Below are 22521 nucleotides of genomic sequence, written 5' to 3' on the forward strand. Positions count from 1 at the left end.
GGGCTCCCTGGTCATGGGTCTGATCCGACCGGTTTTTGTACTTTGGTTTTTTGATCGTTTCAACCGACTCAAAGTTATCCGCATCTACGGAACAATTTTTCTTTTCCTTTTTGTTTTACTTTTGTTGGTCCAATGAATCATTCCATGAAAGGTAAAAGAAAATATATCCCCATCAATTGTGGCTATTACGACCGAATGGAAGCATGGGCCACCACAAAAAAAACCTGCGCCATCACCTATAAAAATGGCGATTCCACCGAATTGGTTTCTACCAAAATCTTAGATCTTAAACTGCTGGATGGGATTGAATATCTCTTTGGTGAAAATGGGTTTCTACTGAGATTGGATGATTTGGTTTCCATCGATGGGATACCCTTAGAAATGGGGAATTGTACGTTTTAACCCGAATTCTAAGAAAGCGGAAAAGTAACGCAAAGCAGCTAACTTGAAGTAAGTTAGGTGGAAGATGCGTTTGTCTTCCCAATAAGACTGTAACTACACGAAAATCAGACTATTTACATCATCATGAATAGCTCAAGGGTGAAGTTTAAAAAAGTAAACAACCGACTGATTATTACCCAATTTCAGGCCGGAATAGAATTGATATTGCATAAAAAGGGTTTTAATCAAAAGACCTGTAAGTGTTTTAAAATAATATTTTTTACTATATTTATTTTTTGAAATTATACGCTGTTGAAAAAAGGAATTGCCATCTTACTTCTATGCTGTTTTGCATCCTACCACTTTGGGTATTATGTATTCTATTTTTCTTTTAGGATGCAAATGGAATCCAGTTGGTCAGAAAGAATATTTAGCCAAGACCAAGAAGGGATTGAACACTACCTTATGGAAATTCCGCTTTCCATTCCCTACATGGCAAATCAAGAAGATTTTCAGGCAACAAATACCTCCTTCGAAAAAGCTGGGCAGCATTATAGGGTCATCAAGCAGCGATACACCAACGATACCTTGCAGGTCATCTATGTTTCTGATACTGCCAAAAGGACTTTGGACAATACCATCAAACAATGGATCAGTTCATTGATCGCTGATGATGGAACTGAAAATGGTCATAACACACTTTTTGCCAAGAATTTTGTCAAGGACTATACAAAACCTATTCACACATATTCCTTAGGCATCCTTCCCTTTTTTGAGAAAATGCCTATTGGATTCATTTTTTTGCCATACCAAGATTATTCCTTCAAACTGAATACACCCCCCCCCAGAGTTGGGTTGATTTTTCAGCCGGTCATCTTTTGATATTTTCTTAGCGGAATTCAACCAATACTGAACAGATATACAATCTAAAACCATTGTTTTCAATGGGTTTGTTGGATTGGACTTATTTTCTGTGTCTGTGTTCTCATGGTGTTTCTATAAAAGAATTTTTTATGAATTCTATCCAACTCCTTTAATACAAGGGGCTTGTCTGGTTGGACGTTAATTCATAGCTGACTGGTTTTTTTGAAATTCAATCAATTTTAAATCTTCTACACTTAGAAATCGAATGAAAAAACCACTTACAATAATCTTGGGGTTGATGGTATATGGAACTACCCTTTTTAATGCCTATGGCCAGACTCCATGGGATGAAGTAATGATGCAAAAAGGGGAAATTTGTGCAGCCTTCATGTTTGAGCATTCTTCCTGGAATCAATACTGGGAAGGAAGCAACCTCCGGAAAAATGCCAATATCGGTACTTTCACAAGACAAATGGGGATGCCCATGGTAGCCATGGGACTAACCCAAAAAGTAAACATCATCACTTCTCTTCCATATGTGAGTACCAATGCATCGGGAGGCACTCAGGTAGGTCAGTCAGGATTCCAGGATTTGAGTATTTCAGTAAAAGTGGACTGGATCCAAAAAAAAGTGGGCAATGGCAGACTCTTTTTCCTAACCAATACCCACTTCAGCAGCCCAATTGGCTCTTATCTCTCGGATTACATGCCATTTAGTATTGGAGTTGGCACTCCGGAACTTGGTATTCGAGGAATTGGTGGATATAAAATGGATAATGGGTTGGTTTTTAGAGGAGGCCTAGCCTATCTCTGGAGAGGCCAATCAGAAATTGAACGGGACTATTATTATGAAAATGGAAGTGTTTATTCCTCTTTTATGAACGTCCCCAATGCCATAAATCTTCATGGTGCCATTGGGTATTGGACATTGGACAATAGGTTAAGGATGGAAGCCACATTCATGAGCCTCAGTTGCCTCACTGGTGATGATATAAGGGCTTACAATAGGCCACAACCCACCAACAAGACGGAAGTAAGCCAAGTTGGAGGCTGGGTTCAATATTATATCAATGCGGACAGAGGACTAGGTGCATTGGCTTATTTCAATCAAACGTTGAGTGGCAGAAACATGGGAAAAGCTACTACAATTGGTGTTGGTCTTACTTATCAATTTAAAGTCTATTAATATATCTTACAGACTATGAAAAATTTCAAAATATCATATTTGGGCCTTTTTGTCCTCTTCTTCACTACAATTTCCTGTCTGGAAGAAACTCCCAACCAACTGAATTTCAATGATTATGAATTCGGAAACTTGGATGAAAATGGGGGAACATGGAAAACCATTCTTGTATCCAGCATAGACCAAATCAATATTGTACAGCCTGAACCAACAAATTCACCGGCTTATCAAGCAGAACTTTCGGAACTCAAATTACAAATGTCAGGGCTGAACCCTGCCCAAAAGAAGGCCGTCCAGTACTGGACCAGTAACCCCATTTTAAGGTGGAATGAAATAGCTCTTGAAATGGCTGCAAAATATAATCTGATACCTGGCCCAAATGCTGATGGCACTTATACGTTGCCCAACTCTGCCAACCCAAGCGGACCTCCATCTTTTCCATTTGCCCATCCTCCCTATACCAGTAGAATGTTGGCTTATTTAAGTGTGGCTCAATTTGACGGGTTGGTAATTGCCTGGCATTACAAATATCAGTTTAATCGTCCAAGTCCGTATATAGTGGATGAAAATATAAAACCGGCTTATCTTCCCAGCACATTACCCTCCTATCCTTCTGATGGAGCTACGGTAGCTAAAGTTTCCAAAGAAATTCTATCTGCCATGTTCCCATTGGAAGCATCATTTCTTGAAAATAAATACCAAGAACATATTGCCAGTCTAGTGCACGCCGGTATCAACACCCAAAGTGACATCGAAGCAGGCATCAGTATTGGTTCAGAGGTAGTCATACTGGCCAAGAAGCGGGCTTCAACAGACGGAATGTCCCGGGCTCAAACACCAAAACCTGTGTCTGATTCCATAGCAAATGCTGCTTTTGAAAGGTTTGGATGGAAATGGAAAAATACCGAAACACCTCAAAGACCGGTAGGCTTGACTCCACTTTTTGGTCAGGTAAAGATGTGGCATGTACCTACCGTGGAAGAAGTTCGGGCTCCCCCACCACCTGCACCTGGTTCCCCTCAATTTGAATCCGATGTCGCTGAGTTGAAGAAATTTGCCTCACACATGACGCTTAATCAAAGAAGAATTGCCAATTGGTGGGAGGATGGTATTGGCTCATACACACCACCTGGACATTGGAATAGATTTGCAAAAGATGCAATTGTGAAAAACAAATTAAATCCATTAAGAACTGCAAGGGTATTTGCCTATATGAATACTGCAATTATGGATGCCGGAGTGGCTTGTTGGGATACTAAATATTATTACCATTACCCCAGGCCTGTGGAGACTATTTCAGGATTTAGGACTATCCTTGGCACTCCCAACTTCCCTGCCTATACTTCCGGTCACAGTACTTTCTCTGCAGCGGGAGCTGAAGTCTTGGCTCATTTCTTTCCCGCAGATGCCGCACAATTCAGGGAATGGGCAGAAGAAGCAGCGATCTCCAGACTTTATGGAGGTATTCACTATAGATTCGATGCTGAAGTAGGAGTCGCCCAAGGAAAAAACGTGGGCACCTATGCGGTAAACCGCGCCAAAACTGACGGGGCTCAATAGATGAAAAAGCTGTTTTTCATTGGTTTGATAGGCTTGGGCTATTTTGAGATATTGAAAATATATTTCATTATGCCCATGCCAGGTAGCCAGCAATGGGCCTTTTTAGAGTTTGCCTATTTCCTCCATTCTTACCGTTGGGTTTTGAGAGCCTTTTTCTTGGGGTTGATCCTTCTTGGATCCAAAAATGCATTTTCAACCTCACCCAATTGGGTACCGGTTTTGGGCATTGCTGCGGTTTTGGCCATTTGCCTCTTCTTTAATTACAAAATGATTGCAGAGAGGATGTTTTTGGAACCTAAAAACCTCAGCTTTTCAACAGGCAATTCCGCAGCATTGGCTGACAGCAGTTTGGTGATAGTAGTGGAACATGCAGGAGAAGCAAAAGCTTACCCCATTCGATATATTGCTTACCATCATCAGGTGAGGGATGTTCTTGGAGGCAAGGAAATCATGGTCACTTATTGTAGTGTCTGTAGGACAGGTAGGGTTTTCGAACCCATGGTAAAAGGCCAACCTGAATCCTTCAGGTTGGTTGGAATGGATCATTTCAACGCCATGTTTGAAGACCAAACCACAGGTACTTGGTGGCAACAAGCTAATGGGGAAGGAATAATAGGACCACTTAAAGGGGAAACCCTGCCCGAACTGGAGTCCTCCCAGTTGACCTTAGGCAAGTTTTTAAGCCTTTATCCCAACGGGAAAGTCATGGACCCAGATCCTGACTTTCTTCATAAATACGACAGTTTGGGAAAATATGAATTTGGTCTGATCAAAAGTAAACTCACAGGAACCGACATTCTTTCATGGAAAGAAAAATCCTGGATAGTGGGAATTAGTATCAATGGACAAGCAAAAGCTTATGATTGGAACCTACTAAAGACCAATAAAATTATTCACGATCAAATGGACATTCTTCCCGTACTCTTGATACTTTCACAGGATGGGCAAAGTTTTGCCGCATTTAAGAGAACCCATAAGGACCAGGTTTTCCATCTGAAAAACGACACACTTTTTACTGATCAAGCAACATTTGACTTCACAGGTAAATCCCTCAACCACAATTCAAAGGATTTGGAAAAACTTCCGGCATATCAGGAATTCTGGCACAGCTGGAGGACTTTCCATCCATTTACTGAAACCCATAACTTAATTGAACCTTTATTATGAAAAAACATATACTTATTTCTAGCATCTTGGTTGCTATTCTTATTCGCTCATCCACTGATACCTTTGCCCAAGGCTGTGTCGCCATTAGACAATTCTCAGGAATTGGCAATGCCGTCGGTCAAGGCAATGCGATTGAAAAAGGAGAATGGAACATCAGTACCAATTATCGCTATTTCAAATCCTTTCGGCATTTTCGCGGATCCCATGAAGAGCCGGACAGAATAACCAACAACACAGAGGTGATCAACTGGTCACACGGTGTGGACTTCAATGTCAGCTACGCATTTTCAGAAAGAGTCTATGGAATCCTATCTTTGCCCTTTGCCTACAATGAGAGGAGCTCCTTATATGAACATGGAAGGACCGAAAGGCATATGACCTATTCAAGCGGTCTCGCGGACATGAGAATCGGTGCGGGATATTGGCTGTTTTCGGGTGAAAAAGCCAGAAAAGGAAATACTGCCATTGGTTTTGGACTAAAATTGCCAACGGGTGATTACAACGCAAAAAGCACATTTTACAATGTCGGGCCGGGTGGAAGTCCGGAGGAGAGGCCAGTGGATCAATCCATCCAATTGGGAGATGGCGGTTTGGGACTGATCATCGATGCCCAAGGGGTATGGAATTTTCCGAAAAATTTCTTCTTGTATTATGATGGTTTTTATATGTTCAATCCAAGGAATACAAATGGTACTCTCACCAACAGAAGGCCAAGCGAAGCAATCATGAGCGTGCCCGATCAATTTGCATTCAGAACAGGGGTCTTCAAGCCTATTTCTGCTGTCCATGGATTGGGCTTGTCTTTAGGTGGAAGGCTCGAAGGCATTCCTGTGAAGGATCTTGTAGGAGACAGCGATGGATTCAGAAGACCAGGCTATGTGGTTTCAGTGGATCCAGGTCTCAGTTATATGTTAGGAAATTTCACGACAAGAATTAATATCCCCATCGCATTGGTCAGAAACAGAACCAGAAGCTTGACGGATATTGCAGATTCCACTCCAGAAAATTTCAGACACGGAGATGCTGCTTTTGCCGACTATTTAGTCAATGTCAGCTTGGCTTGGAGGATCATCAAGAAGGATAAAGGAGTATTCAATTCATTGGATTGATAGCCAGATTTCCTCCTTCTCAGATAAATAAAAAACGGAGATCAATGGACCATTTCTGGTTTATTGATCTCCGTTTTCAAACTTTTGGCAGCCAGCACGATCAAGGAAATCGAAAGCACAAATAAAAGTGCGGCAATGATTGCCAAAACAAAAATCTCATCTTGAAAATTTTTCCAAGCAAACAGGCCCAAAGAGGTGAGTGTGACGGTGAACATGAAAAACATGGGAATCATCACAAATGTCGCGTTGATTTTTTGCTTTATCAGCCAAACCGCAATCGTCAACAATGCCAATGCCGCCAAAAGTTGATTGGCAGACCCAAAAATCGGCCAGAGCGTGGTAAAACCTCCCGAGGCCAAAAGCATGACAGAAAGGATGACCACCACGGTGGTGGATAAGTATCTGTTTTGGGAAATCTTGGCAGCCACGGGATTTTTTACATCTTCAAAATATTCCTGCAAGGTAAACCTTGCCAATCTCGTGCAAGTATCCAAAGTAGTCAAGGCAAAAGCGGAAACTGTCAGAGCCACAAAGCCAATGGCAAAATCCACAGGAATTCCCATGGAAGAAATCATGTTGCCCAATCCATTGGCAAATAACGGGACGGGGCCATCGGTGACCATTCCACTTAAATAATCCGCCCTGTTCATCACAATCACCGCCCCTACCGCGATGATCGCCAGGAAAGACTCGATCAACATTCCCCCAAAACCAACGATTTTCGCATCGCTTTCCTTATCCAGCTGCTTGGAGGTGGTTCCGGAAGCAACCAGTGAATGAAAACCACTGATGGCTCCGCAGGCAATGGTCACAAAAAGAACGGGGAAAATATACCCTAGATTTTCGGAACTCAGATGAACTTCATTGTCCATCACAATTTCCGGATTGGCGATAAATACCCCGACCACCGCAGAAAGAATCAAACCATAAAGCAAAAAGCTGTTCAGATAATCCCTAGGCTGAAGCAACGTGGAAATGGGCGTGACGGAAGCAAAGAAAGCATAGATCAATAGCAGATAAACCCAAGTTTGATAATCCAATGCAAAGGGAATCTGCATCCCCAGATAAACAAAATAATACATCAGAACGATCCCTATGATTGAAATAACCACAAAAGCCAATTTCCTATCTCCCACCAATCTATTTACAAGCCCAAAAGCCAATGCCAAAAGAATGAACAGAATAGAAGCAGAGGCCACACCGGGATTGCTCACAAAGGTTTTGGCGATGATATCTGCAAAAACCCCAATAATGAGGATTAGGGTAGAGAAGCTGAAAATGATAAAAAGTTGCTTTCCTTTATAGCCAATGTTGTTTTGGATAATCACGCCAATGGATTTCCCTTGGTTTCTGAGCGATGCTGCCATACTCCCAAGATCATGCACTGCACCAAAAAAAATACCGCCCACCAAAATCCAGATCACTGCAGGTATCCACCCAAAAGTGACGGCAATGATCGGCCCAACTATTGGTCCCGCTCCCGCAATGGAGGCGAAATGGTGGCCCAATACCACAATGGGTTTGCTGGGGATATAATCAATCCCGTCCCGATGTGTATGTGAGGGTGCCTTTCGGGTATCGGTAAGTTTGAATTTATTGTAAACATATTTTCCGTAAATAAAATATGCGGAAACCAAAATGACTCCCGACAAAATCAAAAGGGTGAGTAAGGTCATGTATTTACTTTTGTTTCACGAATTTACTCTTGAATATCCCCTTGTTCCAAATTAATACAAATGGTTTTCAGAACTTTGGTAAAAAAATTTGCGAGGAGTCTTCTCTGCAGCCGATGTCTTGATATCTTGGAATACACAGATTAGGAGACCATTTTGGAAGGATATAAACCACTCAGCGTCTCCTAAAACGCAAACCTATTCCCCAACTTATGCAGTTGGGTTTTATTTAATGGATAATACCTATAAATTTGTAATCCCTGAAGCCATCCTTCAGGGTTCAATAAGAATGAAACATATGGCTTGGTTTAAAAGAACAGATAAAGGAATCAAAACTTCCACCGAGGAAAAAAAAGACACCCCTGATGGATTATGGTTCAAGACCCCAAAAGGGAATATCGTCCATACCCGAGAATTGAAAAACAATTCATTTGTTTGCCCTGACGATGATTACCATGTAAAGATTGGTTCCAAGGAATATTTCGAGATCTTATTCGACAACAATCAGTTCACCGAAATGGATGCAGGGATGAAATCCGCAGATCCATTGAAATTTGTGGACACAAAACCTTATAGTTCACGTGTGGAAGCCACGATCGAAAAAACCGAGCTCAACGATGCCGTCCGTACCGCTGTAGGTAAAATCAATGGATTGGACCTTGTAGTAGGTTGTATGGATTTTGCTTTTATCGGTGGTTCCATGGGTGCCGTTGTTGGAGAAAAGATTGCAAGAGCTATCGATTATTCCTTAAAAAATAAGGTCCCTTTCCTGATGATTTCCAAATCCGGAGGGGCGAGAATGATGGAAGCAGGATTCAGTTTGATGCAAATGGCTAAAACCTCAGCAAAACTGGCCCTTCTGAACAAAGCGGGCATCCCGTATATTTCACTTTTGACCGATCCAACAACAGGCGGCGTCACTGCCTCCTATGCCATGCTTGGGGATTTTAACATTGCAGAGCCAGGTGCATTGATCGGATTTGCCGGTCCAAGGGTAATTCGGGAAACAATAGGGAAGGATTTACCCAAAGGATTTCAAAGTGCAGAATTTGTTTTGGAACATGGATTTCTTGATTTCATCATCGATAGAAGGCAGTTGAAAAACAGATTGACAACTTTGTTAAACCTCTTGAACAATTAATTGGTTAAACTTTTGTAACAAATCCTAAAGATAAAGTCAAAATTCAACCGCATTTTGGCCAGTTATACTGATTATTAAATATATTTGTGTTCCCAAGTTTGGGGCTTAATACTGAAAAAATTAAAGTAAAAAACAACATTAAATGGGTTCAGTAATTATTACTTCAATTGTAGCATTTACAATAATCATTTTGCTACTTGTTTTCATCCTCCTTTTTGCACAGTCCAAATTGGTATCTTCGGGTGATGTCAGGATCATCGTCAATGGCGACGAAAGCAATCCTATCATCGCTTCTGCAGGATCAACTTTGTTGAGCACGCTTGGAAACAAAAAAATATTCCTTCCTTCCGCTTGTGGCGGTGGCGGAACTTGCGCGATGTGCAAGTGCGTAGTCGAAGAAGGTGGTGGAGAAGTGCTTCCTACAGAAGTGGGTCACCTCAGCCGTGCCGAAAAGCAAGGACATGTCAGACTTTCCTGTCAAGTAAAGGTGAAACAAGACATGAAAATCAGAATTCCGGAAGAGATCTTTGGAATCAAGAAATGGGAATGCGAAGTTATCTCCAATTACAACGTTTCCACATTCATCAAGGAATTCAAAGTGAAGCTCCCAGAGGGAGAAACGATGGATTTTGAATCCGGAGGATATATCCAGATAGATGTCCCTATAATCACTGTGAATTTCAAAGGGATTGACATTACGCCACATCCTGATCTTGGCCATCCAAAGGATGTATACCAAAGCGATTGGGATAAATTCGGCCTTTGGGATTTGGTCATGAAAAATGACGAGGAGCTTTTCAGAGCCTACTCCATGGCCAACCATCCAGCAGAAGGAAATATCATCATGCTGACCATCCGTATCGCCACCCCACCTTGGGACAGGGCAAATAACAAATGGATGGATGTGAATCCTGGAGTTTGTTCTTCATATGTGTTTTCACGCATGCCAGGTGACAAAGTCACCATCTCTGGCCCTTATGGTGAATTCCACATCAATCCAACTGGCAGGGAAATGATTTATATCGGCGGTGGCGCAGGAATGGCTCCGTTGAGATCCCATATTTTCCACCTTTTCCACACCGAAAAAACCAGCCGAAAAGTTTCGTATTGGTACGGAGGAAGATCCAAAAAAGAATTGTTTTACACAGATCAATTCAGAGAAATTGAAAAAGACTTTCCGAATTTCAAGTTCTATGTAGGACTTTCAGAACCGCTTCCGGAAGACAATTGGAAAGTGAACAAATCACTTAACGACACCGAAGGGGATGGTTATGTTGGATTTATACATCAAGTGATGTATGACAACTATGTGAAGAATCATCCTGAACCAGATGAAATAGAATTTTACCTTTGTGGTCCTCCTTTGATGAACGCAGCGGTATTGAAACTCTTGGAAGATTTAGGAATTCCTCAGGAAAACATCAGATTCGATGATTTCGGAGGTTAATAAAAGAAAATTGAGTCCCGCCTTTGCGGGACTTTTTTTTTGCCCTGCCATTAATTTGCTTATTTTTGATTCTTTCTAAGCCAATATTATGAACCTTGATTTATTCTTTGAACCCATTGCTGAGGAGATTACGCAACAAAAATTTGCGCAAAATTCCTTTTACAATTTCATTCATGTCCATAGTGAGACCTTCCCTGATCTCAAAGGGATCCAGATCGCTCTGATCGGATTGAAGGAAAAAAGGGGGATGAAGAATTCCGATAGTGTAGAACGTTCGGCAACAGAAATAAGAGAAAAACTTTACCATCTGAAAAAAGGCCAATCCCATTATAAAATCGCCGACTTAGGGGACTTGATGGTAGGCGATACATTGGAGGAGTCCATAAAAATCCTTCAGAATGTCGGGGAATATTTGATGAAAAAACAGATTCTTCCTGTTTACATGGGGGGATCACATGATTTGGATCTTGGGCAATACCTTTCTTATCAAGGGCTCAAAAAGATGGTCAGCATGGTCACCGTGGATGCAAAGATAGACATGGAAGATGAGGGATTGCCTCACGAAATTCACTCGCAGGACATTATTCTTCACCAACCCAACTTCCTTTTCAACTACAGTCACTTGGGATACCAGAGTTTTTTGGCGGATCCCGAGCTGATCAATGCCTTGGAGAAACTGTATTTTGACCATGTCAGGTTGGGAAATCTCCGGGGGAATTTCAAGGAAATCGAGCCTTTGATTAGAAATGCCGATTTGCTGAGCTTTGACATCTGTGCCATCCACTCCGCGGATGCTCCCGGTGCCGTGGACGCCCAACCCTTTGGGATGACTGGCGAGGAAGCTTGCCAGATTTGCAGATTTGCGGGAATGAATGAAAAACTAAGTTCCATCGGTATCTATGGCTATCAGCCTTACTACGATGACAACAGGAACAAAACCGCAGCCGTCATCGCAACCATGGTTTGGTACTTTATCGAGGGCTTTTACGACCGGAAAGACAGCCTCTCCTTCAAAAGCAATGATTATATCAAATATACCGTATCCTTGGATTCCAATCCTTCAACCATCATCTTTTTCAAAAGCAAACTCAGTGAAAAATGGTGGATGGAAATCCCACAAACCACGCAGGGTAAATTTGAAAGGGTCAGCATCATTCCATGCAGTTACAAAGATTATCAGATGGCGCAATCCGGAGAAATCCCCGAACGATGGATCAATGCCCAACTTAAGCTTTTCTAAATGAAGTTGTTCACCAAGCAACAACTTGCCCTCAGAAATGGACAAGACAAACCAGAAATTTGGGTGGCTTACAAAGGGATAATATATGACGTGACCGATTCCAAGATGTGGAAAAACGGCAAACATTATGAACATTGGGCAGGTCAGGACCTTACCGATGAGATTGCGGATGCCCCGCATACAGAAAACGTTTTTAAGAAATTCATGTCTGTAGGACAACTTAAGGAATAATATGATATTGATTGCGGATAGTGGCGCGAGCAAAACAGACTGGCGGGTAATTGCCAAAAACGGCCAGATTGGCCAATTCAGGGGTATTGGCTTCAATCCAAATTACCAAACCTCCGAGGAAATGGCCAACGATCTCAGACAGGATTTCCTGCTGGACTTGAGAGACGAGGTCGAAACAATCTATTACTATGGAGCCGGCTGCTCCTCTCCAAAAAACAGAAAACACGTGGAAAGTGCACTCAGGAGCATTTTCAAACATGCCGAGATCAACGTGGATCATGACATGATGGCGGCTGCAAGAGCAACTTGCTCAGATCAGCCTGGTATCGCCTGCATCTTGGGGACCGGTTCAAACAGTTGTGATTATGATGGAGAATTCATCATTGCCAACCGACCAGCTCCAGGGTATATTTTGGGTGATGAGGGAGGAGGGGCTTACATCGGCCGTCAATTTCTCCAAGATTTTATCCATGACGAAATGCCTGGGAAATTAAAAGAAAAGGTCATTGATCATTTTCAACTGGATTACCAAACCATCCTTGAAAATGTGTACCAAAGACCATTTCCGGGGAGATACATGGCCAGTTTCTGCCGGTTCATTTCGGAAAACAAAGCAGATCCTTATTGCTACATGCTTTATTACAACTCCTTTCAGGATTTTTTCAAAAAATACGTTGCCAAATACGAGGGTTACAAAGACAAACCCGTCAGTTTCGTGGGTTCCGTTGCCTATTACAACAGTGAAATCCTAAGAAGTGCCGCTTTTGATGCGGGAATAAAAGTCAATATCATCATTGAAGGCCCCATTGCTGGACTCACACTCTTTCATCAGAAAATGCTATGAATACTACCGAAAGCTCTTCCCTATACGACAACCTTGAACAAATGGACGTCGCAACAATCCTACAAAACATCAATGAGGAAGACAAAAAAGTGGCGCATGCTGTCGCAAAGGCTCTTCCGTCCATTGGATCCTTGGTGGAAGGAATCATTCCAAGAATGCAAAAGGGAGGTCGGTTGATTTATATTGGGGCAGGAACAAGCGGAAGACTGGGCATTCTCGATGCATCGGAATGTCCTCCCACCTATGGGGTCCCGCATGACTTGGTTTTGGGGATTATCGCGGGAGGTGACACCGCCATCAGGAAAGCAGTGGAACATGCCGAGGACGATTTTGAGCAGGCCTGGCAAGACATTCAACAGCACGGATTCAATGCTCAGGACACGGTGATCGGCATCGCCGCTTCCGGAACTACTCCTTATGCGATCGGAGGTGTTAAGGCCGCAAAAGCCGCGGGACTCTTGACTGCTTGCATCACCTGCAATTCCGATAGCCCCTTGGCTGCGGCTGTAGATTTTCCCGTGGAGGTGGTTGTCGGACCGGAATTTGTCACGGGCAGCACGAGGATGAAAGCGGGCACAGCCCAGAAGCTTGTCCTGAATATGATTTCTACCTCCGTGATGATCAAACTGGGCAAGGTTAAGGGAAACAAAATGGTGGACATGCAATTGTCCAACAAAAAATTGGTGGAAAGGGGTGCCAGGATGATCATGGAGGCAACTGGGCTCGACAAAGAAAAATCAGAATCGATGCTTCATCAATATGGCTCCGTAAGAGCCGCAGTGGATGCTTTTCACCAAAAGTGAAGTAAGTGGGCCTTGGATTTCATATACTCCTCACAAAGAGTGCCCTGAATATCTTTTTCTTGACTTTTTTGAAACAATAGTGCGCACAAAAACGGCATAGGTATTTTGTGTGGAAGACCCAGAAGGAAAATTCGAATCGCGCGAACATGGGCCAATCCATGCCCTTATTTTTGGCCATTTTTAGAATTATGAAATAATGTGACAAGTATTTGTTATCTTTGCACCCCGTTAAAATTCAAGGACTTAAGGTTGAGCCTTGTACTTCGGGAAAAACAAATACAGCAGCGATGTTGCATACATTATGAAAAAAGACAACAGTAGAAATCGAGTCGGAAAGGGTCCAAGCACCCCAAGACCCGCAGGCAATCCCAAAAAGGGAAGAAGTACCGGAAAATCTGATTATTCTTCAGAATCCAGTTTCGGTAGTAGAAAGCCAAAAAGCAATGATGGTTACGAAAAAAAGGCTTACCCCAAAGCGGGAAGATCCGACCAAGGACCACGAAAGAATGACGCGGGCGACAAAAAACCCTACAACCCATTCACAAAAGAAAGTATCGGAAAGAAATTTGGTTCCACTTCCGAATCGAGATTTGACAACAAAAAGTCAAAAAGCAATGATGCCTTCGAAAGAAAGCCCTATCCAAAAGCCGGAAGATCCGACCAGGGACCTAGGAAACATGATATCGGAGCAAAGAAGGCTTTCAACAAAGAGAATCTTGGAAGAAATTCTGGTTCTGATTCTAGATTTGACAACAGAAATTCCAAAGACAATGAGGGTTTTGAGAGAAAATCAAAGCCTCAATTTGGCCGTAGTGACCAAGGTCAAAAGCGATACGATTCTGGTGACAAAAAACCTTTCAACCCACTGAACAAAGACAGGGGCGGTAGGAATACTGGAAACAACTCAGATTCCTGGTCTGAAAACAGAAAGCCAAAAAGGGACGGTGATTTTGACAGAAATTCAAAACCCCAATCCGGACGTTCTGACCAAGGACAAAAAAGATACGATTCGGGAGATAAAAAGCCTTTCGGTCCGCTAAGCAAAGACAGAGGAGGAAAGAGGGATTACAACAGCGATTCAAGGTCTGAAAACAGAAGTCCTAAAGGTGACGAAGGCTTCGATAGAAATTCAAAATTCGATCGTGGCACAAAACCTGATCAAAACAGATCTGATTTTGGTGGAAAATCTTCCACTCCTGAGTCAAACCCGACCGAATTCACCACGGTTTACAAAGGCCGCGGAAGGGATGAGAAACCCTTGTTTGAGACCGTAAGAAAATCAGAATTAGAAAGCAAAGCAGCTCCTAAAAGGAGATTCAACAGACAACCGGATTTGGAAGATTCCATCCCTACGCCAAAGTACAACATGGAAAGGCTAGAGAAAAAAACCGGTCCCAACAAGGAAACCGATGTCTTCAGGCTCAACAAATACATTTCGAATTCAGGAATTTGCTCCAGACGGGATGCCGACAGCTTGATCGAAAGAGGCGATATCCGAGTGAATGGTGAAGTGGTTACGGAATTGGGTTTCAAGGTAGAGCGAAGAGACTTCATCACCTACAACGGAAAATCCATTAATCCCGAAAAACCGGTTTATATTCTGCTGAACAAACCAAAGGACTTTATCACCACTACGGATGATCCCATGGATCGAAGGACAGTGATGCAATTGATCTCCAATGCCTGCGAGGAAAGGGTTTTCCCTGTAGGCCGTTTGGATAGGAACACGACTGGACTTTTGTTGTTTACCAATGATGGGGAATTGGCCGCAAAGCTTTCCCATCCATCCAACGAAATCAAGAAAATCTACCAAGTAACCTTGGATAAGCCGATCACGGCGAATGATGAGGAAGCCATTTTGGCTGGAATTACGCTGGAAGACGGTGATGTAAAGGTGGATGACATGCAGGTTTTGTCCAAAGACAGAACCATTCTTGGCTTGGAAATCCACGTAGGAAAAAACAGGATCGTAAGAAGGATTTTCGCCCATTTTGGTTACGAAGTGGTTGGACTGGACAGGGTTACCTATGCCGGCTTGACCAAAAGAGACCTGACTAGGGGGAAATACAGATTCCTAACCGAAAAAGAAGTGATCAATCTTAAGTTTTTCAAATAAAAAACTAAAAACACAAAAGGCCCTCCGGAAATCGGAAGGCCTTTTTTTTATGCTATTGATTTTGTTTTAACTTATGTACTGCGATTCCAACTTCATTCCGGCTTGAATTTGCTTACTATTCAGTCTTCGTTTCCTGTTTTTGACTTCACCGTATCGGTACATCGCACTATTCTCGAAATCGTCTGACTTTTTTTGCAGCGTCAAGCCCCGTAAGGAGCCATCCTGCATTTTAGTGTCAAATTAACGTACTGCGATCATCTCGGAAAAACCATTGTCCGTCTTGACGAAGAATTCCAATTTAGAACCCACCTTTGTATTTTTGAATGAGTATAGTTTTTGAAATCCCGTGGAGTTTTCCAATTTTTCTTCATGAATCAGTTGATCACCTTCATAAATAAAGAGGGAAATGTTAGAAGCGAGCAGCGCATTGACTAGGACCTTGTATTTATTGCCTTCCATTTTCTCAATTTTGGAATAAACCACTGGGGCGTTTGCCTCTTTGGTAAGGTCCAAGTCCAAATGGTCAACTTCTCCGGAATTGTCATATACCGCTACTAGGTATTTACCGGGCTTGATATTGGAGAAATCATAATACTTGGAAAAGGCTACTTTGTTTAGAATTCTGTCCTTTTGAACAAGTGTTTTGGTTTCGTCAAAAATCTTGACCATCACCGTTCCATCAGGAACAGACCCGTACAGCAACTGTACTTTGTTGGCATCCACTTTTCTTAGGGATACTGTGGCTTTCGTAGATTCGTCTGAATCCTGTGTTTTTGCGATGACGCTTCCTGAAACGCCAAATGCAATGAGCAATGCAACGAATAGTTTCATAATGGTAATATTTAGTAGGTTTAAGAAATTCTGTTTTTGGAAGACCTCGATCGGGAGAATCCCGAATGTTTAAAAGGAGGCCGGTTACTTTGGGGGGATGAAGTAATCTTTTGGAAGACTTCGATACAAACATAAGACACTAAAAAATCAATTGCAAATAAATTAATAAAAATTAATATTTATTGCCATTTACGTAACATATCTACACATTCATTAATGATTCAATAATCGCATAAAATTTCTATGATAACGATTCCGAAAAGAATTAGAATAGCCAATTAAGGGTTTAGGGAAAATAATATTCTGTTTTCAATAATTATTACATCGTTAAAAAAATTTAATCCCCACATATCCACAAATATTAAAATAAAACAAAGGCATGGCTAAATTTGAGCCCTGCCTTTGTTAAAAATGATAAACACCGGTGTGTTTTTTATTTTTTTATGCCTTTTCCAGCCTCAGCGACGGTTTTGGAGTCAAAGTCGCCCTTGAGCTCGAATACCAGGAAATCCCCCTCTTTGTCTTTTAGCAAAACTACGATATCGTTGATTCTACTGCCTCCTTTGGTGTAGACCGTAAAATTGCTCTGCTTCTCACTCACCTCCATCATAAGCTCAAAACGCTCCCTTTCCAAGCCTTTTTGAAGGGCTAGGAAATCTGCCTTTGCGGTTACTGCATTGGTGGGAAGCTTGAAAAACTTGATCCTTTCCATGGAATTTGCCAAAGCCTCTTTGTGTCCATGGTCCATTTTGATTTTCATTCCTTCGGCAAAGCCCAAAAAACTTCCTCCAATATCCAGATGGAAGAATTCCTGATTGTTTTTATGTTTTTGAAAAAGTGTTTCCACACTTTTACTTTGGGCTTGGACAGCCATCACCAAGCCAACAAATGCCAGTAACAAAATGATCTTTTTCATGAGTTTTTTGATTTAAAATTAAACGTGCGAATTTCTTCTTACTTTTTTCCCTTTCCGTCCTTGTACTCTTTCATGCCCGGCATATTGGTTTTGTCTGCCAAAATATTCAAATCTTGATATGTGAAGTTGCCCAACATACTCAGCAGGGTGAAACTATCGGCCGAACCCGAAATCATCAGCAACTCCTTGACAAGCCCATTCTCTTCCCTCACCATAAATTTGGTATTGGAATCCTTGTTGGCCACATCCATCAAATCCTCATATTTATTTTTGGACAGGGTGCTTAAAGCCTCGGTGTATAGGGGCTTTCCATTCGTATTTTCAGCACTTAAAATCCTAATTCCTTTCACTTTGCTGATCAATACCCCGAGATCCTTTACATCTTTATCGGAGGATTGACCCTCCGACTTGAGAAAGCCACCTGCCATCTGCATCATTTTGGAACTGATGTAGACTCGGGAAAACCGGTCATCCTCCATGTATTTGGAAAAGAAATTTACGATGGCGTCGTCCTGTGCCTGTGCGCCGCTGAGCGTCAGGAAAAACAAGAACAAACCGATAATTTTTTTCATTTTCATTCCTTATGGTCTTTAATGTTGAATATTTCTTGGGTCGTGCTGAGGTGCTTAAAATCGCCCATCAATTCAAGGCTTTCAGTTCCTTTGCGCATGTTGGTTTGGATCAAGGCAAATGCCTGCATCACCTGTTCATACGCTTCTTTTTCTGCCCTTTGCATTTCCATTTTGTAAATCACCGTCGTGGAAATGAGGAAGAAAACCAATACTGCGGCAATTTTCATCCATTTCGAGAAAATTAGTGAACGGCTTCCCGGCATCGGAAATAGAATTGGCTCCTGCTCCGCTATCGCTTTTGTTCCGAGAAAGAACTCCTTTTCCTCCAAATGTCCGTCGGAAAGGGAAACCAGGTTTTTGAGCTCTTTCTCCTCTTCAAGAGAAGTTTCCCCCTCCCAGTATTTATCCAACAATTTCTCTAACCTATCTTTCATTTTTCTTTTGCATCAAAAATTCCCGTAATGTCTTTCTGGCTCGGTGAAGGTTGACTTTCACCTGCTCGAGGCTGATTTCCAAGTACTCTCCTATTTCTTCATACATCAAGCCCTCCACTTCCCTAAGTTGGAAAATCTCCCTTTGTTTCTCAGGCAAGGTTTCCAAGAATTGGAAGACCATTTTAACCTTCTCGTCGGTCTCCTGCACTTCCAAAACCTCTTCCTCCCGCTCCTCCTCATTCAAGGGTTCAAATCTCTTGGAAGCTTTGAAATGCTGGAGACATTCATTTTTCAGACTCCTTACCATCCAACCTGTCGGATTGTCCATTTTTTGAAGCGCCTCCCTTCTTTGCCAAGCCTTCTCGAAAACCGATTGCAGCAGATCGTTGGCGACTTCCTTTTCCTTTACCCAGAGATAAGCCATGCGATAGAGTTTACCCCTGAGTGTCCAGATATGCGCTTCAAAAAAAGTCTTCATTCAGGTAGGTGATGATCGGGAATTGAAAATGTTACAGTAATTTGAAAAATAAACAGCATTCCACCAAAATACACGCTCAAGTACTGTTGGAAGCAGGACAATGCCGAAAAAAATGGCCTTAGAGATTTATTTTTCGGAATCTCTTAACTTGATTTTCGAGTTGAAAATCAACGCATGACCAAAACGAGATGGAATATTTAGGTAAAAAATCACAATGCAGGAAACCCTCAGCCCTTCTTCCGGTTTCTATTTTGGGAATATGTGTATATTGGAAGACAAAACTTGATCAACTTAGAATTATTTTAAATTGTTGGTCAATTATAGTATGCATGCCTACTATTTATTACTTTGCAGTGTAAATTTGACCTCAAATGAAGACAAAGACCCAAATGAATCCCAAATTAAAAAGCATAAAAAAAGCCTTGAATTTCTTCAAGGCCTTTCGTGGTGATGAGTGGGCTCGAACCACCGACTCACGGATTTTCAGTCCGATGCTCTACCAACTGAGCTACATCACCCCGTTTTAAAGTGATGCAAAGGTAGATAATAGTTCTATTTCTGCAAATCATTTCTACAAAAAAATACATCAAAATCAACAATAAAATACTAATCCAATCAATATGAGCATTTTACCTCAACTGATTTTTTTCCTGATTTTTGCAGCGGCAGGGTTTGTCCTTTACAAAAGGATCACTTACCTCAGGAGAAATATTTTCCTTGGAAAAGCAGAGACCATTAACGATCAGCCAGATAAACGATGGAAAACCATGCTTCTTGTCGCCTTGGGACAAAAGAAGATGTTTAAGAGAATCATTCCCGCATTCCTTCACCTGCTGATCTATGTGGCCTTTATCGTCATCAATCTCGAGGTTTTGGAGTTTATCATAGATGGCATCACTAACTCCCACAGGATTTTTGCGCCACTTCTGGGATCCACATATACTGTGGCGATGAACATTTTCGAATTCTTGGCCATAGCCGTATTGGTTTCTTGCGTGACCTTTTTGATTCGAAGGAATGTAATGAAAGTTGGACGATTGACACAACCTGAGTTGAAAGGCTGGCCGGCATTGGATGCCAATCTCATCCTGATCATCGAAATCGTATTGATGCTTGCCATTTTGAGCATGAATGCCACTGACCAGATTCTTGCAGCCAGGGGCAATGACCATTATGTACTGTTGGAAGGATTATTCTTCAGCAGCCTGCTTCAGCCCCTTTTTGAGGGCATGTCAGACGGCAGCTTGGTTTTTATTGAGCGATTTGCCTGGTGGTTTCACATTATCGGCATCTTGGCATTCTCGGTTTACATTACCTATTCCAAGCATCTCCATATCTTTTTGGCATTCCCAAACACCTGGTACTCCAATTTGAAACCAAAAGGCGAAATGCAAAATATGCCTGAGGTCACCAATGAGGTAAACATGATGTTGGGCATCCCAACAGAAACCACACAGGATCCTCCAGCTGAAATCGGGAGATTTGGCGCCAAAGACATCAATGACTTGAGTTGGGTCAATGTCATGAATGCTTACAGCTGCACGGAATGTGGTCGCTGCACGTCTGAGTGCCCGGCCAATATCACGGGGAAGAAACTTTCTCCAAGAAAAATCATGATGGACGTTCGAGACCGGGCGGAAGAAGTCGGCAAAAACATCGATGCTGGCCTACCTGGCCTTGACGACGGAAAGTCCCTTTTGGGCGACTTTATCACCAAAGAGGAGATCAATGCTTGTACCTCCTGCAATGCCTGCGTGGAAGCCTGCCCAATCAATATCGATCCGCTTTCCATCATTCTTCAACTTAGAAGATATGTGGCCATGGAAGAATCCGGCACACCTGCGCAATGGAATGCCATGTTCCAAAATATGGAAACGAGTTTCTCTCCTTGGAAATTTGCCCCAACAGACCGCTTCAATTGGGCAGATAAGCTGAAAGAAGAGGAAATCAAATAAGCAGAAGCAAAAAAAGATATCTGACCAATGACCATGTCAGACGATCAATTCATCATTCGTTAAAAGAACAGTTCCAAAAATGTCAAATACATATAAAGTACCCACGATGGCCGAGAAGGCTGCAAACGGTGAAAGCCCAGAAATTTTATTTTGGGTAGGTTGCGCCGGATCTTTTGATGACCGATACAAGGCGGTGACACAGGCATTTGTCAAAATACTGAACAAAGTAGGGACAAGCTTTGCGGTACTTGGGCCCGAAGAAGGATGTACGGGAGATCCTGCAAGGCGTGCCGGAAATGAATTTCTTTTTCAGATGCAGGCAGTTTCCAACATCCAAGTCATGAATGGCTACAACATCAAACGCGTCGTGACCGCATGCCCGCACTGCTTCAACACCATCAAAAATGAATATCCTGCTTTGGGGGGAAATTATGAAGTGGTCCACCATTCCCAATTTCTCCAGGAATTGATCAATGCGGGGAAAATAGTGTTGAAAGGAGGCGGTGAATTCAAGGGAAAGAAAATCACCTTCCATGACAGTTGCTATCTTGGCCGGGCCAACGACGTATACGAAGCCCCGAGAGAGGTCTTGAAGGCATTGGACGTAGAACTAGTCGAAATGAAAAGATGCCGCACAAAAGGGCTTTGCTGTGGCGCTGGCGGTGCGCAGATGTTCAAAGAACCTGAGCCAGGAAATAAGGATATCAACATTGAAAGAACGGAAGAAGCACTGGCAACAGGGGCATCGGCCATTGCTGTTGGCTGTCCATTTTGCCTGACCATGATGACCGACGGGGTAAAAAACAAAAACAAGGAGCATGAAGTACAGGTTTATGACCTGTCGGAGTTGATTGCAAAGGATATGGGGATTTAATTCCGATTTTGAGCCCCATGTCTTGGTTCTTGGAAATGGATTCGTACCATCCACCGCCAGTCTCCAATCTTCCCATGCATTTATTGGGAGAATTCTTTCAAAAACATATCCTAACAATCCCTTCTTTCGTTATGGAAACAGGATATATTCAGTTTATATCTTCTTAGATTTGAAAAAAGAAATCCTTCGCAAATGTATATCAGTTTTGATCAAATGTCTGAAAACTCCAGAATCTGGGTGTATCAGGCCAACAGAAAACTCACCTCAGCAGAACAACAATGGATCAGCGATAAACTCAAGGTTTTTTGTGAACAGTGGAATACCCATGGCGCATTGATGCCGACATCTTTTGCTATCCGATTTGATCAGGTCATTTTAATGGCTGTGGATGAAAGCCAACTGGGAGCCAGCGGATGCTCTATTGATAGCTCTGTGAGAACATTAAAGGAAATAGAAAAGCAGTTGCAAATCAATTTATTGGATCAGGGAAAGGTTTCCTTTTTATCTGCTGAAAATGATTTTGAAATGACATCTGTCTTAGGTGTGAAGGCAATTTTGAAAGAGGGAAAAATCAAGCCTGACACGGTGATTTTGAACCCATTGATCGCCAAAAAGTCAGATTTGGATAAAAAATGGTTGATTCCGGCCAAGGAAAGTTGGTTAAATAAATACTTTGCCAATTCGTAATCATAAATATTCTAT

Annotated in this window: 22 protein-coding genes and 1 tRNA gene; 16 read left to right on the forward strand and 7 right to left on the reverse strand. The window is 42.2% G+C overall.

All coding sequences use genetic code 11. The features are described 5' to 3' along the window. Positions 1–144 precede the first annotated feature (144 nt). The 6 genes from Q7J63_RS07790 to Q7J63_RS07815 all read left to right on the forward strand — a co-directional run bounded on the left by Q7J63_RS07790 (position 145) and on the right by Q7J63_RS07815 (position 6264). Positions 145–402: a hypothetical protein gene (locus Q7J63_RS07790; protein ID WP_304885190.1), complete on the forward strand. Its 258-nt coding sequence runs from the start codon at positions 145–147 to the stop codon at positions 400–402. Positions 403–693: 291 nt separating this feature from the next. Beyond that, positions 694–1263, forward strand: coding sequence for a hypothetical protein (locus Q7J63_RS07795; protein ID WP_304885192.1), 570 nt, complete (start codon positions 694–696; stop codon positions 1261–1263). Positions 1264–1510: 247 nt separating this feature from the next. Continuing rightward, a complete protein-coding gene (locus tag Q7J63_RS07800) occupies positions 1511–2431 on the forward strand; it encodes a transporter (protein ID WP_304885194.1) in 921 nt (306 codons plus the stop codon). A gap of 15 nt (positions 2432–2446) precedes the next feature. Continuing rightward, complete coding sequence (locus Q7J63_RS07805; RefSeq protein ID WP_304885196.1) at positions 2447–3988, forward strand: phosphatase PAP2 family protein; 1542 nt, start codon at positions 2447–2449, stop codon at positions 3986–3988. Next, positions 3989–5155, forward strand: a complete 1167-nt coding sequence (locus Q7J63_RS07810) for a DUF3179 domain-containing (seleno)protein (RefSeq protein WP_304885198.1) — start codon at positions 3989–3991, stop codon at positions 5153–5155. Beyond that, positions 5152–6264 (forward strand): hypothetical protein, encoded by a 1113-nt coding sequence (locus Q7J63_RS07815; protein ID WP_304885200.1) that lies wholly within the window; start codon positions 5152–5154, stop codon positions 6262–6264. Before Q7J63_RS07810 ends, Q7J63_RS07815 begins: the two co-directional genes overlap by 4 nt. A gap of 41 nt (positions 6265–6305) precedes the next feature. Here Q7J63_RS07815 and Q7J63_RS07820 read toward each other — a convergent pair whose 3' ends face one another. Continuing rightward, positions 6306–7940 (reverse strand): carbon starvation protein A, encoded by a 1635-nt coding sequence (locus Q7J63_RS07820; RefSeq protein WP_304885202.1) that lies wholly within the window; start codon positions 7938–7940, stop codon positions 6306–6308. A gap of 295 nt (positions 7941–8235) precedes the next feature. Here Q7J63_RS07820 and accD point away from each other — a divergent pair, with 295 nt between their 5' ends. The 7 genes from accD to Q7J63_RS07855 all read left to right on the forward strand — a co-directional run bounded on the left by accD (position 8236) and on the right by Q7J63_RS07855 (position 15759). Continuing rightward, the gene (gene accD, locus Q7J63_RS07825; RefSeq protein ID WP_026333447.1) at positions 8236–9078 is read left to right on the forward strand and encodes an acetyl-CoA carboxylase, carboxyltransferase subunit beta; all 843 of its coding nucleotides are present in this window, start codon (positions 8236–8238) and stop codon (positions 9076–9078) included. A gap of 142 nt (positions 9079–9220) precedes the next feature. After that, entirely contained in the window at positions 9221–10525 is a 1305-nt protein-coding gene (gene nqrF / locus Q7J63_RS07830) for an NADH:ubiquinone reductase (Na(+)-transporting) subunit F (RefSeq protein ID WP_304885204.1), read from the forward strand. A gap of 88 nt (positions 10526–10613) precedes the next feature. Next, a complete protein-coding gene (locus Q7J63_RS07835) occupies positions 10614–11765 on the forward strand; it encodes a formimidoylglutamase (protein ID WP_019596209.1) in 1152 nt (383 codons plus the stop codon). Beyond that, the gene (locus Q7J63_RS07840; RefSeq protein WP_019596208.1) at positions 11766–11996 is read left to right on the forward strand and encodes a cytochrome b5 domain-containing protein; all 231 of its coding nucleotides are present in this window, start codon (positions 11766–11768) and stop codon (positions 11994–11996) included. A 1-nt stretch (position 11997) separates the two neighbouring features. Then, a complete protein-coding gene (locus Q7J63_RS07845) occupies positions 11998–12840 on the forward strand; it encodes an N-acetylglucosamine kinase-like protein (protein WP_019596207.1) in 843 nt (280 codons plus the stop codon). Beyond that, on the forward strand, positions 12837–13643 hold the full coding sequence (murQ, locus tag Q7J63_RS07850; protein WP_304885207.1) for an N-acetylmuramic acid 6-phosphate etherase: 807 nt from the start codon (positions 12837–12839) through the stop codon (positions 13641–13643). The genes Q7J63_RS07845 and murQ overlap by 4 nt, the downstream gene beginning before the upstream one ends. Before the next feature lie 865 nt (positions 13644–14508). Further along, the gene (locus tag Q7J63_RS07855) at positions 14509–15759 is read left to right on the forward strand and encodes a pseudouridine synthase (RefSeq protein WP_370691884.1); all 1251 of its coding nucleotides are present in this window, start codon (positions 14509–14511) and stop codon (positions 15757–15759) included. A gap of 240 nt (positions 15760–15999) precedes the next feature. Here the strand turns inward: Q7J63_RS07855 and Q7J63_RS07860 are convergent, their stop codons facing one another. From Q7J63_RS07860 to Q7J63_RS07885, 6 genes are all read right to left on the reverse strand, one after another. Then, the gene (locus Q7J63_RS07860; RefSeq protein WP_304885211.1) at positions 16000–16590 is read right to left on the reverse strand and encodes a hypothetical protein; all 591 of its coding nucleotides are present in this window, start codon (positions 16588–16590) and stop codon (positions 16000–16002) included. Between the two features lie 433 nt (positions 16591–17023). Then, positions 17024–17506: a DUF4252 domain-containing protein gene (locus Q7J63_RS07865; RefSeq protein WP_304885212.1), complete on the reverse strand. Its 483-nt coding sequence runs from the start codon at positions 17504–17506 to the stop codon at positions 17024–17026. A gap of 38 nt (positions 17507–17544) precedes the next feature. Continuing rightward, entirely contained in the window at positions 17545–18078 is a 534-nt protein-coding gene (locus Q7J63_RS07870; RefSeq protein ID WP_304885214.1) for a DUF4252 domain-containing protein, read from the reverse strand. A 2-nt stretch (positions 18079–18080) separates the two neighbouring features. After that, positions 18081–18512, reverse strand: a complete 432-nt coding sequence (locus Q7J63_RS07875) for a hypothetical protein (protein ID WP_304885215.1) — start codon at positions 18510–18512, stop codon at positions 18081–18083. Beyond that, positions 18502–18990: an RNA polymerase sigma factor gene (locus tag Q7J63_RS07880; RefSeq protein ID WP_304885217.1), complete on the reverse strand. Its 489-nt coding sequence runs from the start codon at positions 18988–18990 to the stop codon at positions 18502–18504. The genes Q7J63_RS07875 and Q7J63_RS07880 overlap by 11 nt, the downstream gene beginning before the upstream one ends. A gap of 445 nt (positions 18991–19435) precedes the next feature. After that, positions 19436–19508, reverse strand: a tRNA-Phe gene (locus Q7J63_RS07885). A 102-nt stretch (positions 19509–19610) separates the two neighbouring features. On the opposite strand from Q7J63_RS07885, the gene Q7J63_RS07890 reads away from it, so the two are divergent. The 3 genes from Q7J63_RS07890 to Q7J63_RS07900 all read left to right on the forward strand — a co-directional run bounded on the left by Q7J63_RS07890 (position 19611) and on the right by Q7J63_RS07900 (position 22506). Further along, the gene (locus Q7J63_RS07890; protein ID WP_304885219.1) at positions 19611–20945 is read left to right on the forward strand and encodes a 4Fe-4S dicluster domain-containing protein; all 1335 of its coding nucleotides are present in this window, start codon (positions 19611–19613) and stop codon (positions 20943–20945) included. Positions 20946–21024: 79 nt separating this feature from the next. Next, positions 21025–21819, forward strand: a complete 795-nt coding sequence (locus tag Q7J63_RS07895; RefSeq protein ID WP_019596198.1) for a (Fe-S)-binding protein — start codon at positions 21025–21027, stop codon at positions 21817–21819. 192 nt (positions 21820–22011) lie between these two features. Beyond that, on the forward strand, positions 22012–22506 hold the full coding sequence (locus Q7J63_RS07900) for a hypothetical protein (RefSeq protein WP_304885222.1): 495 nt from the start codon (positions 22012–22014) through the stop codon (positions 22504–22506). Positions 22507–22521: the final 15 nt, after the last annotated feature.

The organism is Rhodonellum sp. (assembly GCF_030656585.1).
Classification (GTDB): Bacteria; Bacteroidota; Bacteroidia; order Cytophagales; family Cyclobacteriaceae; genus Rhodonellum; species Rhodonellum psychrophilum.